The sequence below is a fragment of the Enterobacter cloacae complex sp. ECL411 genome, from assembly GCF_021869665.1.
Taxonomy (GTDB): Bacteria; Pseudomonadota; Gammaproteobacteria; order Enterobacterales; family Enterobacteriaceae; genus Enterobacter; species Enterobacter intestinihominis.
The window spans coordinates 1,843,443-1,856,441 of record NZ_CP091486.1; the positions used below are offsets into that span (position 1 = coordinate 1,843,443).

Sequence of the window (12,999 nt, forward strand, 5' to 3'; positions counted from 1 at the left end):
AGACAGTCATACTTACCTCTTTATGGAATGAGCGCTACCATAGCGCGATTGAGATGACAGGAGACGTCCATGAGCGAGCAAACCATTCGTTTAACGCAATACAGCCACGGAGCCGGTTGCGGTTGTAAAATTTCCCCGAAAGTGCTGGAGACCATCCTGCACAGTGAACAGGCGAAGTTTGTCGACCCGAACCTGCTTGTCGGTAACGAAACGCGTGACGATGCAGCGGTTTATGACTTAGGTAACGGCACCAGCATTATCAGCACCACTGACTTCTTTATGCCGATTGTCGACAACCCGTTCGACTTCGGACGCATTGCGGCCACCAACGCCATCAGCGATATCTTCGCGATGGGCGGTAAGCCGATTATGGCGATCGCCATTCTGGGCTGGCCGATTAACACCCTCCCGCCGGAGATTGCCCGCGATGTCATCGAAGGCGGACGCTTTGCCTGCCAGCAGGCGGGTATTGCCCTGGCCGGTGGTCACTCTATCGATGCGCCGGAGCCGATCTTCGGCCTGGCCGTCACCGGCGTGGTGCCGACCGAACGCGTGAAGCGCAACAGCACCGCGCAGGCGGGCTGCAAGCTGTTCCTCACCAAGCCGCTGGGCATTGGCGTACTGACAACCGCCGAGAAAAAATCCCTGCTGAAGCCCGAGCATATTGGTCTGGCAACGGCAGTGATGTGCCAGATGAACCTTGCCGGTGCGGCATTCGCCAGTATCGACGGCGTGAAGGCCATGACCGACGTGACCGGCTTTGGTCTGCTGGGACACCTCTCTGAAGTCTGTCAGGGCGCGGGCGTGCAGGCGCAGGTCTGGTATCAGGATGTGCCGAAGCTGCCGGGCGTGGAAGAGTACATTGCTCAGGGCGCCGTTCCGGGCGGGACGCAGCGCAACTTCGCCAGCTACGGCCATTTAATGGGCGAAATGCCGGAAGCGTGGCGCAATCTGCTGTGCGATCCGCAAACCTCCGGCGGCCTGCTGCTGGCGGTGACGCCGGAAGCAGAAGCTGACGTTCAGGCAACGGCGGCCGAGTTTGGCATCACCCTGACGGCCATTGGCGAGCTGGTGACCGCCCGCGGTGGCCGCCCGATGATTGAGATCCGTTAATTCGATGCGGTTGTTTATTGCCGAAAAGCCGAGTCTGGCGCGAGCCATCGCCGACGTGCTGCCCAAGCCGCATCGCAAAGGTGATGGCTTTATCGAATGCGGTAACGGGCAGGTGGTCACCTGGTGTATCGGTCACCTGCTTGAACAGGCGCAGCCGGATGTCTACGACAGCCGCTACGCCCGCTGGAACCTCAACGATCTGCCGATCGTGCCGGAAAAGTGGCGTCTGCAACCGCGTCCTTCCGTCACCAAACAGCTCAACGTCATTAAGCGCTTCCTGCATGAGGCGACGGAAGTGGTCCACGCGGGTGACCCGGACAGGGAAGGGCAACTGCTTGTCGACGAAGTGCTCGACTACCTGGAGCTGGCACCGGAAAAGCGCCAGCAGGTGCAGCGCTGTTTAATTAACGACCTCAACCCGCAGGCGGTGGAGCGCGCGATTTCGCGCCTGCGCGCCAACAGCGAATTTATTCCCCTGTGTGTCTCCGCGCTGGCGCGTGCGCGTGCCGACTGGCTGTACGGGATCAACATGACCCGCGCCTACACCATCCTGGGACGCAATGCGGGCTATCAGGGCGTACTCTCTGTTGGGCGTGTTCAAACCCCGGTGCTGGGGCTGGTGGTGCGTCGCGATGAAGAGATCGAAAATTTCGTCGCCAAAGACTTCTTCGAAGTCAAAGCGCATATCGTCACGCCGAAAGACGAACGCTTTACCGCCGTCTGGCAGCCGAGCGATGCCTGTGAGTCATATCAGGACGAAGAGGGGCGGCTGCTGCATCGTCCGCTGGCGGAGCACGTGGTTAACCGCATTACCGGCCAGCCCGCGATCGTTACCAGCTATAACGACAAACGGGAATCAGAGCCCGCACCGCTGCCGTTCTCCCTTTCGGCGTTGCAGATCGAGGCCGCGAAAAAGTTTGGCCTGAGCGCGCAGAACGTGCTCGATATCTGCCAGAAGCTCTATGAAACCCACAAGCTGATCACCTATCCGCGTTCGGACAGCCGCTATCTGCCGGAGGAACACTTCGCCGGACGCCACTCGGTGATGAATGCCATTGGTGTCCATGCGCCGGATCTGTTGCCGCAGCCGGCGGTAAACCCGGATACCCATAACCGCTGCTGGGACGATAAAAAAGTCGATGCCCACCACGCGATAATCCCGACGGCGCGCACCAGCAACGTCAACCTGAACGACAACGAAGCAAAGGTCTATAACCTGATCGCGCGTCAGTATCTGATGCAGTTCTGCCCGGACGCGGTTTTCCGCAAGTGCGTTATTGAGCTGGAAATTGCCAAAGGCAAATTTATCGCCAAAGCGCGTTTCCTCGCGGAAGCGGGCTGGCGCACGCTGCTCGGCAATAAAGAGCGTGACGAAGAGAACGACGGCACGCCGCTGCCGGTCGTAGCCAAAGGCGATGTACTGCTGTGCGAAAAAGGCGAAGTGGTTGAACGTCAGACCCAGCCGCCGCGCCACTTCACCGATGCGACGCTGCTTTCGGCCATGACCGGGATCGCCCGTTTTGTGCAGGATAAAGATCTGAAGAAGATCCTCCGCGCCACCGACGGTCTGGGTACGGAAGCAACCCGCGCGGGGATTATCGAGTTGCTGTTTAAGCGTGGTTTTCTCGAGAAAAAAGGGCGCTATATCCATTCGACAGAGCCGGGCCGGGCACTGATTCACTCCTTGCCAGAGCTGGCCGCCAGACCGGACATGACCGCGCACTGGGAGTCGGTGCTGACGCAGATCAGCGAAAAGCAGTGCCGTTACCAGGACTTTATGCAGCCGCTGGTGGGGACGCTTTATCAGTTGATTGATCAGGCGCGCAGCACGCCAGTGAAGCGATTCCGGGGGATGGTTGCCCCGGGTGGCGGGGCGAAGAAACCGTTCAAAAAGAAAAAAAGCGCAGCCAAAAATACCACCGCTTAAACCGTAGGCCGGGTAAGGCGAAGCCGCCACCCGGCAAAAAGCAGCTCTGCGGCCTGAAAAAAGCCCGGTGGCGCTAACGCTTACCGGGCCTGCAAGGGCGAGAATGCAGCGAAACTAAATCACACCCTGCCCGATCATCGCATCGGCCACCTTCACGAACCCGGCGATATTGGCGCCGCGCACGTAGTTGGTCTGTGAAGCCTCACCGCCGTACTCCACGCAGGCATGGTGAATATCAAGCATAATGTGGTGCAGACGGGCATCCACTTTCTCCGCCTTCCAGCCCATTCTCGCGGCGTTTTGTGCCATTTCCAGACCGGATGTTGCCACCCCGCCCGCGTTCGCCGCCTTGCCTGGCGCAAAGAGTACGCCCGCGTCCAGGAACAGATCGGTCGCTTCAATGGTGGTGGGCATATTTGCCCCTTCCGCTACCGCCTTCACGCCATTGCTAATCAGCGTCCGGGCGGCATCCACGTCCAGCTCGTTTTGCGTCGCGCACGGCAGGGCGATATCCACCGGCACTCCCCACGGCTGTTTACCTTCCAGATAGGTCAGGCCAAACTCTCGGGCATAATCCGCCACGCGGCCGTCACGGCTGGCTTTGATTTCGCACAGACGCGCCAGTTTTTCTGCTGTGAAGCCAGCTTCATCCACCACGGTGCCGCTGGAGTCGGAGGCGGTCACTACGCGCGCGCCAAACTCCATCGCTTTCTCGATAGCGTACTGCGCCACGTTGCCGGAGCCGGAGACCGCCACGCGCATCCCCTCGAAGCTCAGCCCGTGACGCTTAAGCATCGCTTCAGTGAAATAGACCAGACCGTAACCCGTCGCTTCCGGACGAATCAGGCTGCCGCCAAACGACAGACCTTTGCCGGTAAAGACGCATGCGCTGTTGTTGGAGAGCTTTTTCATCATCCCGGCCATAAAGCCCACTTCACGACCACCCACGCCGATATCCCCGGCAGGAACGTCGGTGTCCGGCCCAAGGTGGCGATAGAGCTCAGTGACCAGCGCCTGGCAGAAGCGCATCACTTCGCCTTCGCTCTTGCCTTTCGGATCGAAATCACTCCCGCCTTTACCGCCGCCCATCGGCAGGGTAGTGAGCGCATTTTTAAAGGTCTGCTCGAAGCCGAGGAATTTCAGAATCGACAGGTTCACCGAGGGATGGAAGCGCATCCCGCCCTTAAACGGCCCAATGGCGGAGTTAAACTGCACGCGCCACGCGCGGTTGACCTGTACCTGATTGCGATCGTCCACCCACGCCACGCGGAACTGGATGACGCGCTCTGGCTCCACCAGACGTTCAAGCAGCGCCATCTGGCGGTAGCGCGGATTTTCCTCAAGGAAGGGCCACAGGGTGGTCATGACTTCACGAACGGCCTGGGCAAACTCGCTTTGGTGCGGGTCGCGCTGCTGAACATGGGCAAGAAAGCTTTCCAGAGAGCGTGTCTGATCCATAGATATAAGAACCTCTTATAATAACTTATGCGTGTGGCGGAGATGTTTTGTGTCGTTTTTTTGACTATACCACCCGCACCGCTTTGAGAGGCAAGCAGAAATTTAGGCCGAAAGGGAAATTAATGACAAGGCGCGCGTCATAACCAAAAGCGATGACGAGATAAATTAAAGATCCCGTCAGGATCTACCGTTATAGATATAAACGATGCAAAGGAAATTAAGTATATGAACCGTTTCGCAATGGCCGCGTTATGTTTGATGGTGTCCGCCGGGGCACAGGCTGATCGCATTCGCCCGGATGTCGAAGTTAACGTGCCGCCAGAGGTTTTTAGCGCTGGCGGACAGCGTGCGCAGCCGTGTAATCAGTGCTGTATCTATCAGGATCAAAACTATTCCGAAGGCGCAGTGGTCAGGGCGGATGGCGTGCTGTTGCAGTGCCAGCATGATGAGCGCACCCTCAGTACAAACCCGCTGGTCTGGCGTCGCGTAAAAGAATAAACGCTTCCAGGAGCGGTATATCCGCCGGGGCTAAATCATACGTGAACGCGTCTTCTGGCGTGCACCACACCAGCGCCGAGTGGTAGTGCGCCTTCAGCTCGCCGCTAAATTCCGGCACGTGCCAGGCGTGGAGGTGGATCAGCCGCAGCGACACTTCCCGCTGGTGGCTTGCCACATACCGCGCGGGCACGGCTTCAATGCCGAGCTCTTCGCGTAGTTCGCGGATCAGCGCTTCCTGCTGGGTCTCACCGGCTTCAACCTTCCCGCCCGCAAATTCCCACATTCCTGGCTGATCGGCATGTTCGGGACGCTGCGCCAGCAAGATCTTGCCCTCTTTTTCGAGGATGGCCGCAACAACATCGAGTGTTTTCAGCATGTTCGTCAATAATTAATAGCGAAAAACGACATATTATCGTGCCCTGCCAAAGAGTCCAGTCATCAGGAGAATCAGGTGAAAGAGACAGCCGCCTGGGTTGCGCCCATGGAAACCCTTCCCGTCAGCCTCAAGCCCATTGCTGCCATGCAGAAAAAACACTTCGGCGCGGTGCTGAACCCCACGCGCTGGTGGGGGCGTATGCCGCGTCTTTTCTGGCTGGTAGCGCTATTTGTCGGCTATCTGGAGCGGCGCAAGGCGCGTTTGACGCCGGTTCTGCGTTCGTTACTAATGACGCGGGTCTCGCAGATCTGCCACTGCGCATTTTGTATTGATGCCAACAGCCTGCGTCTGGCCGAGCGGAGCGGGGCGCTGGATAAAGTGCAGGCCGTCAACGACTGGCAAAATTCCACCCTGTTCAGCGAAGAGGAGCGCGCGGCGCTGGCCTATGCGGAAGCGGTCACCGCCACGCCGCCTCAGGTGGATGAAAATATCAAAAACCAGCTGAAGCGCCACTTTAGCGAAGAGACTATCACCGAAATGACGGCTCTGATTGCCTTTCAGAACCTTTCCGCCCGCTTTAACGCCGCGCTGGATATCCCGGCTCAGGGCCTGTGTGCCACGTTTAAAGGTGAACCGCATGCTGGATAAACATCTGCATCCACGGCTGAAGCCCGGGTTAAATCAGCTGGCCGCCGCGCTGGATAAACCGTTTATTACGCCTGATGGGTTAACGCTCACCGGGTTTGCGATTGGCGTACTGGCGTTACCGTTTCTGGCGCTGGGCTGGTATCTGCCAGCGCTGGTCGCCATTGTGCTGAACCGGCTGCTGGATGGTCTGGACGGTGCGCTGGCGCGTCGCCGTGGCCTGACGGACGCGGGAGGATTTCTTGATATCGCCCTCGACTTCCTGTTTTACGCGCTGGTACCGTTTGGCTTCGCGCTGGCCGCTCCGGCTGACAATGCGATCGCCGCCGCCTGGCTGCTGTTCGCGTTTATGGGGACGGGCAGCAGTTTCCTGGCCTTTGCCGCGCTGGCGGGGAAGCATAATATCGACAACCCCGGCTACGCGCACAAGTCGCTTTATTACATTGGAGGATTAACGGAAGGAACGGAGACCATCGCGCTGTTTGTGCTGTGCTGCCTGTTTCCGGCACACTTCACGCTGTTCGCCTGGGCGTTTGGCGCGTTGTGCTGGCTGACCACCACAACGCGCATCTGGAGCGGTTACGTGACGCTGAAGTCACTCCCCCGCTAGCGTGCGCTCTCCGGTCCACGCTCCCCGGTGGAGACCGGGTTCTGCGGATGGCTGCTCCATTCGTACCAGCCGCCGTCGTAGACGGCAACGTTTTGCCAGCCCATGGCGCGGGCGTACATGAAGGCTTCAGACGCGCGCCAGCCGGTGCCGCAGTAAAACGCAACGTGCTGCTCCGGCAGGATATTCCACGTCTTCCACATGGCGGCAATATCATCGGCGCTGCGCATGGTGCCATCCGGATTGTGGAAATCTTCCATGTGGGTCGCGTCGCTACCCGCATGGCCCCAGCGCGCACCGGCAATGTCACCTTTTGGCTTGATATAACTGTAGCCGCTGGTTTCACCGATAAACTCTGGCCAGGAACGAATGCTCACCAGGGATGCATCCTGACGGTGCAGCATTCCCCGGGCCTGTTCCATATCCACCATCAGCCGGGGCTGGCCCGGGATCGGCGCGCCAAAATCAGGGGCTGGCTTCACGTTCTCAGGCGTTCCGCGCTCAACGGGCAGGCTGGCGTCTGACCATGCCTTCCAGCCGCCGTCCAGAATACGCACATCCTTCACGCCCGCGTAGAGCATGATCTGCGCCACTCGCGCGGCGGCATATACGTCGCGACCGTACAGAATGACGGTGGTATCGTGACGGATCCCGTGCTTCGCCAGCATCGCTTTCAACTTTTCGTCAGCGACCTTATTCCACAGCGGTTCGCTTTCCACTTCATTGGTGTCGATGTAGCCCGCGCCGGGAATGTGGCTCAGGAGATAAAGCTTCGGCGCACCCCAGCCAGCCTCGATCACCTTCCACTCTCCGGCTGGTGCGGCGGTAACGGGTTTGTCCTGCTGCAACAGGTGGATCCACTGCGGATAAACCAGCTGTTTAAAATGTGCCAGACGTTGCAAACGGTCGGATTGTTGCAGGGCATCGCTCAGGATGGAAACGTGGGTAAAACCCGCTTTTTCCAGCCGCGTTTTGACGGTCTGGTTGTCATCATCATTGCCATAGAGCGCAATCGGCATGTCAGGCGTAAGCCGATGCTGTTTTGCCCAGCCGCTGAGCTGTTCATCGCTCATTGCCCCAAGCCAGCCTGCAGAGAGATTAAGCGCGGCGGGTTCATGCCCGGACGTTCCGCGCAGCGCCTGCGGCCAGCCGTTATAGAACGCACTGATGCGCGTATCAATTACCGCGCCGTTTTGCGCCTGGAGCTGGTCCAGCGTGAGGGAGTGGGGCATATCAGCCGCCATGGAGGAGAGTGAGGCGAGGCCGCAGATCAGAGCCAGCGCGGTCAGTTGAGAAACACGTTTCATCGAAAAACCTGACGTCATTAAAAGAGGGTGGCATTGTCGTCTCTCCTGAAGCCAAAAACATTGCGTTAGCACATTATTGCCAGCGAGAAATCTCAATCACCTCTCCGCCGGGCGGGATATCTTCCTCATCATGCGTGACCAGCACCACCGGGATCTTGCGCTGGCGAGTGGTTTCGAATACCCACGCCCGGAATGAGGCGCGCAGCGTTTTATCCAGTCGGCTGAACGGTTCGTCGAGCAGCAATGCCTGCGGCTGGGCGAGAAGGGCGCGCAGCAGGCTGACCCGGGCGCGCTCGCCGCCGGAAAGGGTCGCCGGATCGCTGACATAGTGGTTTGCCAGCCCGGCAGATTCAAGAGCCTGTTCTACCGCGTCGCGCCGCGCGCGTCCGGCAATGTGCGCCGGCAACGCCAGCATCAGGTTTTGCCCCACGCTGAAGGCGTCAAACAGCAGGGCATCCTGAAACAGAATGCCGATCCCGCGCGTTTCCACGGGGAGCATATCGCAGCGACGATCGTTCAGCCACAGCTCGCCGTGCGCCTTAAAATCAGCGGATAACGCGCCCACCATCCAGGCGAAAAGGGTCGATTTCCCGCTCCCGGAGGGTCCCATCAGCGTGAGAATCTCCCCTGCCGGGACGCGGAAGTTGACCTCACGTAAGAGTGGCGCAATGGTGAGATTTTTCACGTTCAGCATTAACGTAATCCTTGTCTGTGACGGCCCACGAACCGGGCGAGCAGCGCGGCAAGGGCAAATACGCTGCTGGTCAACAGCAACAGACCCAGCGCCCGGCTGGCGAGGATCGGAACGCTGCCGCCGCTGCTGAGGGCGACCGCCTCCGTCGTCAGAGTAGTAAAACGACCCGCTCCCAGCCAGAGGGTGGGCATGTACTGGGCCATGCTCACGGAAAAGCCGGTGGCAAAGGCCAGCAGTGCCGGACGAACCATCAGGGGACATTTCACTAACCAGAAAATTTTCGCCTGTCGCCAGCCCAGCGTTCTGGCGGTGAGGATAAGCCGGGGATCGAGCCTGCGCCAGGCCGGTTGCAGCACCAGGAGCATCCACGGGAGAACCCAGAGCATATGGCTCCAGAGCACCGCAGCGTACTGGCCGTCGATGCCCAGCCACAGCGCCACGGCATACTGCCCGGACACGAGGGGCAGCGCCGGGAGGGCAAGCGGCAGCCAGATCCACACCGCGCCGCGCTGGGGTCCCCACTCAAGCCAGATCATGAGGATGGCCAGCGCTGTCAGGCTGGACAGCAGTCCCAGTGAAAGGCTGTCGCTGACGGGGCCGATGTGGCCCCGGCGTGCCAGCATCAGCAGAACCAGCGCACAGAGCACGCCGCACAACGGCAGTAACCCGCCCAGCGTCCGTGCGGGCAACGCGGTATGCGAAGCGCGACGTACCCCGGAGGGGTCAGGCTGGGCGCGCCGCCATGCCGTCCAGAGGCCGTATCCCACCGCGGCAAGTGCGGCCAGCAGCAGGAGCAACACCAGACACAGCAACGTTCCTTTTGTCTGCTGCTGCGCATCGCCCTGGGTGAGCCACTGCCAGGCCAGCACCGCCAGCGTAGGTGGGTTGCCCGGCCCGAGCACGATCGCCACATCCACCACGGAAAGCGACCAGGCGAGCACCGCCAGCATCACGGCGCCCAGCGCGGGGGCGATAGCCGGGAGGACGAGCCAGTTAAGCGCCTGCATTCGTCCGTAGCCGAAGGTATGCAGGACAATTTTCTGCTGTGCGAGGCGCTTTTCAGGCAGCGCGGCGTAGATTGCCCACAGAACGAACGCGCTCTCTTTGACCGCAAGCGTCAGGCCAAGCCCGATACCGTAGCGGTCAAGCTGCGGCGAACAGACTGTACAGATCCGGTAAAACTGACCGCCTTCCGCAAACAGCAGCAGCGCGCTGGTGGCGAAGGCGACGTGCGGCACGGCTAACAGCCACGGCAGACGGGTGCTCAGGCGCTGCCAGCCATCACCCGGCCAGAGAAGCGCAAGCAGGCTCAGGGCGATAAACAGTGAATCCAGCGTCGCGATGAGGGTTGATACCAGCGTAGCGGCCAGCGCCTGCGGCAGCTGCGGGTCGGCAAACAGCGCCGCCCAGTTACTGAGAGAAAACGCCGGGGCCAGCAGCATGCCGCTGGCGGGAAGCAGTGGCAGATAGATGACCGCCATTGCCGCCCATACCAGCCCGCTTAGCGGGTTCCGTAGCGGCGAAGCCATTCCTGCTCCAGGGCGTTAACCCAGGCGGCGTGCGGTTCGGGAAGTACATCAGGCGTGCCTGAAGGGGTAAAGGCATGAAGCTGTTTTGCCGCTTTCGCAGGTAGTTTGGCACCATCCAGCACGCTCGGGTCACCCCAGACGGCAGGATCGGCTTTGCGGATCTGCGCCTGCGGTGACAGCAGGAAATTTGCCACCACTTTCGCCCCTGCGCTCGCACTGGCATTTGCCGGGATAGCGACAAAATGGACGTTGCCGATCATGCCTTTGAGAAAGCCGAAACTGTAGCTGTCGGCAGGCAGTTCACCGCTCGCCACCTTTTGCATCGCATGGGCGGGGTTAAAGGTGAGCGACAGGTTCAGGCTGCCGCTGGCAAGCAGCGTATCCATGCGCGCAGGCGACGGAGGAAAATCGTTCCCTTCGCGCCACAGCAGGGGATGCAGCGTATCAAGATAGTCCCACAGCGGCGCGGTGATCTCTGCAAAGGTGCCGTCCGGCGCGTTTTTTAACGCCTCCGGATGGGCGGTCAATGCCAGCAGAAGCTGTTCAAGAAACGCCGTGCCGGTAAAATCCGGCGGTCGCGGATAGCTCACCTTGCCAGGGTGCTGCTGAGCGTAAGCCAGCAGCGCGTGGGGATCTGCCGGGGGCGTCGGCATACTCGCTTTACGGGCGATGAAGGTTAACTGCGCGCCGCCCCATGGGGATTCCGCCCCATCGGTCGGGATGGCAAAATCTTCCGTGACCGGTTTACGGGTATCGACGTAACGCCAGTTGGGCAGGGTTTGCGCCCAGCCGGTGAGCAGCAGGTTTGCCTCCTTCAGCGTGCGGAAGTTTTCCCCGTTTACCCAGAGTAGATCCACCGACCCGTTACTGCTGCGTCCTGCGGCCTGTTCCGTCTGGATCCGCTTCACCGCATCGGCGGCATCGGCCAGATGAACGATCTTCAGGTTAATGGCGTAGTGCGTTTTCATCTCGCCGCTCACCCAGTCGAGGTAGCGGTTAACGGCCTCGTCACCGCCCCAGGCGTTAAACCAGACGGTCTGCCCGGTGGCCTGTTGCTGAATGGATTGCCAGCTTTCTGCGGCGAAGGCAGAGGTTGCCAGCAGCAGACTCGTCAGAAACGCGCAAAAACGCACCCGGCGCATAATGCCTCACTTTTTAATCGAAGGGATGTAACGGGAAAACAGCCAGCGAGTGACCAGCGGTAATAACCCTAATAGTGTAAAGGCGAACAGCAGTCCCGGCGACAGAATATCGCGCAGCGTGGTGAGTTTTCCCAGCTCGCGTCCGGCGTTCAGATAAATGACGGTGGCAGGTAGCATCGCAAGCTGGCTGACCCACCAGTAGTGACGCACCTGGATACGTGTTAGCCCCATCAGTAAATTGACCAGAAAGAACGGAAACAACGGCATCAGGCGCAGGGCAAAAAGGTAGCGCGCGCCATCGCGAACCATCCCCGCATCGATCGTGTTCATCTGTGCGGCAAAGCGCCGTTGCACCCAGTCACGCAGCAGATAACGGCTGACGAGCATGGCAAGCGTGGCGCCGAGCGTCGAGGCCAATGACACCAACAGCGTCGCCTCCCACAGGCTGAAAATCGCCCCGCCGAGCAGCGTCAGAAGCGCAGCCCCGGGTATCGACAGCGCAGAGACCAGAACGTAAACCGCAAAATAGATCAGCGCGCTCTGAAGGGGCGCCTGCTCCACACGATCGAGCAACGTTTGCTGGTGTATTTTTAACGTGTCGAGGGAGAGCATGCCCGGAGGAAGCAAAACAACGATCAAAACAAATGCGCCCAGAAGGGCGCACAGGAGACTGATTTTTTTAATATTCACTGAGGATTACAGCTTGAACGTTGCCCATACTGGCGCATGGTCGGACGGTTTTTCCATGCTGCGAATATCATAGTCGATACCGGTTTCGATGCAGCGTTCGGCCAGGGGGGCGCTCGCCAGCAGCAGATCAATACGCAGGCCCCGGTTGTCATCGAAGCCTTTAGAGCGGTAGTCAAACCACGAGAAGCGATCCTGCGTCTCCGGGTTAGCGGTGCGGAAGGTATCCACCAGCCCCCAGTCAAGCAAGCGCTGCATCCACTCGCGCTCTTCCGGCAGGAAGGAACATTTCCCGGTGCGCAGCCAGCGCTTGCGGCTGTCTTCGCCAATGCCAATGTCCAGATCAGTCGGGCTGATATTCACATCCCCCATGATCAGCACCGGATTATCTTTGTTGAGTTCGGTCGTAAGGTAGTTTTGCAGATCCTGATAAAATTTGGCTTTGGCCGGGAATTTGGTCGGGTGGTCGCGGCTTTCACCCTGCGGGAAGTAACCATTAATCACAGTGATGTTACCCAGCGGGGAAGGCAGCTCAGCCATGATGAGACGACGCTGTGCTTCTTCACCGTCACCCGGGAAGCCACGACGCACCGACACCGGCGTATCTTTGGTCAGCAGCGCAACGCCGTAGTGGCCTTTCTGACCGTGGTAAAAAACGTTATAGCCCAGCTTCGCTACCTCTTCGAGCGGGAACATATCGTCGTGAACTTTTGTCTCCTGCAAGCCGATCACATCTGGCTGATGTTGCTCAACAATCGCTTCGAGCTGGTGAGGGCGGGCACGCAGGCCGTTGATATTAAAAGAGACAAATTTCATAGTCGCTGCCAATGCAAGGTGAATAGTGCAAGGATGGTAGCAGAATTTACGTCGTCTGTTATCCGCTTCGCCCAATTACTGCGACAGATAATGCCGACGGTGCAATATTTGCACCATTTCGACGCGTTTTGCCCTCGAACAGGGCGTAAAGGACCGATAAATTTCGCGAGCGATCACAATTCCAGAATTATATTTGGCAT

13 protein-coding genes are annotated in these 12,999 nt (G+C 59.4%); 5 read left to right on the top strand and 8 right to left on the bottom strand.

Going from position 1 to position 12,999, the window contains the following annotated elements:
* The first annotated feature begins 69 nt into the window (after positions 1-69).
* On the top strand, positions 70-1,113 hold the full coding sequence (gene selD, locus L3069_RS08855; RefSeq protein ID WP_038415874.1) for a selenide, water dikinase SelD: 1,044 nt from the start codon (positions 70-72) through the stop codon (positions 1,111-1,113).
* 4 nt (positions 1,114-1,117) lie between these two features.
* A complete protein-coding gene (locus L3069_RS08860) occupies positions 1,118-3,040 on the top strand; it encodes a DNA topoisomerase III (protein ID WP_038415875.1) in 1,923 nt (640 codons plus the stop codon).
* A gap of 114 nt (positions 3,041-3,154) precedes the next feature.
* On the opposite strand, the gene gdhA is transcribed toward L3069_RS08860, so the two are convergent.
* Positions 3,155-4,498 (bottom strand): NADP-specific glutamate dehydrogenase, encoded by a 1,344-nt coding sequence (gene gdhA, locus L3069_RS08865; protein ID WP_022647798.1) that lies wholly within the window; start codon positions 4,496-4,498, stop codon positions 3,155-3,157.
* A gap of 225 nt (positions 4,499-4,723) precedes the next feature.
* Between gdhA and L3069_RS08870 the strand changes: the two genes are divergently transcribed.
* Entirely contained in the window at positions 4,724-4,996 is a 273-nt protein-coding gene (locus tag L3069_RS08870) for a YnjH family protein (RefSeq protein WP_038415876.1), read from the top strand.
* Here L3069_RS08870 and L3069_RS08875 read toward each other — a convergent pair.
* Positions 4,956-5,372, bottom strand: a complete 417-nt coding sequence (locus L3069_RS08875) for a pyrimidine (deoxy)nucleoside triphosphate diphosphatase (protein ID WP_038415878.1) — start codon at positions 5,370-5,372, stop codon at positions 4,956-4,958. The genes L3069_RS08870 and L3069_RS08875 overlap by 41 nt on opposite strands.
* A 75-nt stretch (positions 5,373-5,447) precedes the next feature.
* Between L3069_RS08875 and L3069_RS08880 the strand changes: the two genes are divergently transcribed.
* Both L3069_RS08880 and L3069_RS08885 read left to right on the top strand, forming a co-directional pair.
* On the top strand, positions 5,448-6,020 hold the full coding sequence (locus L3069_RS08880; protein WP_038415879.1) for a carboxymuconolactone decarboxylase family protein: 573 nt from the start codon (positions 5,448-5,450) through the stop codon (positions 6,018-6,020).
* Entirely contained in the window at positions 6,010-6,627 is a 618-nt protein-coding gene (locus L3069_RS08885; protein WP_038415880.1) for a CDP-alcohol phosphatidyltransferase family protein, read from the top strand. The genes L3069_RS08880 and L3069_RS08885 overlap by 11 nt, the downstream gene beginning before the upstream one ends.
* Here the strand turns inward: L3069_RS08885 and L3069_RS08890 are convergent.
* The 6 genes from L3069_RS08890 to xthA all read right to left on the bottom strand — a co-directional run bounded on the left by L3069_RS08890 (position 6,624) and on the right by xthA (position 12,799).
* Positions 6,624-7,931 (bottom strand): rhodanese-like domain-containing protein, encoded by a 1,308-nt coding sequence (locus L3069_RS08890; protein WP_038417022.1) that lies wholly within the window; start codon positions 7,929-7,931, stop codon positions 6,624-6,626. The genes L3069_RS08885 and L3069_RS08890 overlap by 4 nt on opposite strands.
* 73 nt (positions 7,932-8,004) lie before the next feature.
* A complete protein-coding gene (locus L3069_RS08895; protein ID WP_038415881.1) occupies positions 8,005-8,625 on the bottom strand; it encodes an ATP-binding cassette domain-containing protein in 621 nt (206 codons plus the stop codon).
* Positions 8,625-10,154, bottom strand: coding sequence for an ABC transporter permease subunit (locus L3069_RS08900; RefSeq protein ID WP_038415882.1), 1,530 nt, complete (start codon positions 10,152-10,154; stop codon positions 8,625-8,627). The genes L3069_RS08895 and L3069_RS08900 overlap by 1 nt, the downstream gene beginning before the upstream one ends.
* Entirely contained in the window at positions 10,127-11,296 is a 1,170-nt protein-coding gene (locus L3069_RS08905; RefSeq protein WP_074133725.1) for an ABC transporter substrate-binding protein, read from the bottom strand. Before L3069_RS08905 ends, L3069_RS08900 begins: the two co-directional genes overlap by 28 nt.
* 6 nt (positions 11,297-11,302) lie before the next feature.
* Complete coding sequence (locus tag L3069_RS08910) at positions 11,303-11,986, bottom strand: TVP38/TMEM64 family protein (RefSeq protein ID WP_038415883.1); 684 nt, start codon at positions 11,984-11,986, stop codon at positions 11,303-11,305.
* A 6-nt stretch (positions 11,987-11,992) separates the two neighbouring features.
* Complete coding sequence (gene xthA / locus L3069_RS08915) at positions 11,993-12,799, bottom strand: exodeoxyribonuclease III (protein ID WP_023299900.1); 807 nt, start codon at positions 12,797-12,799, stop codon at positions 11,993-11,995.
* Positions 12,800-12,999: the final 200 nt, after the last annotated feature.